Source organism: Leucobacter japonicus (genome assembly GCF_001273855.1).
GTDB lineage: Bacteria > Actinomycetota > Actinomycetes > Actinomycetales > Microbacteriaceae > Leucobacter > Leucobacter japonicus.
In genome coordinates this window covers 1-424 of sequence record NZ_JHBX01000087.1, presented here as the reverse complement: position 1 = coordinate 424, position 424 = coordinate 1, and the positions used below count along the sequence as shown (strand labels likewise).

At 71.2% G+C, this 424-nt stretch carries 1 protein-coding gene; it reads right to left on the bottom strand.

Annotated features, from left to right (window positions below; translation table 11 throughout):
* A partial coding sequence (locus tag AMS67_RS17615; protein ID WP_193787063.1) for a hypothetical protein occupies positions 1-424 on the bottom strand: 424 nt, incomplete at both ends.

The window sequence follows — 424 nt, the reverse complement described above, 5'->3', positions numbered from 1 at the left end:
CGCTGCGGCCGAAGCCGCCGCAGACGCATCCGCGTTCGACGCCGAATCAGCCGTCGAATCCGCACTCGCCGTCGCCGCCGCCGAAGCCGCCGCGTTCGTCTCAGCCGAAGCCTCAGAAGAAGCATCCGCCGTCGCCGCAACCTCAGCCGCCGCGTTCGCCGACACATCCGCAGCCGCCGAAGCGTCACTCGTGTTGTCGTCGTTCGCCGCAGCCTGCGCCGCCGCCTGAGCCGAAGCCGTCGCATCATCGTCTGCCGCGGCCTCAGCCGAAGCCGACGCCGACGCCGACGCATTCGCATTCACGCCCGCATCCGCATCCGCGGTCGCATCAGCCGAAGCCGCTGCCGACGCATCCGCCGACGACGTCGCCTCAGCTGCAGCCTCAGCCGCCGCATCCGCAGCCGCCGACGCATCCGCATTCGCT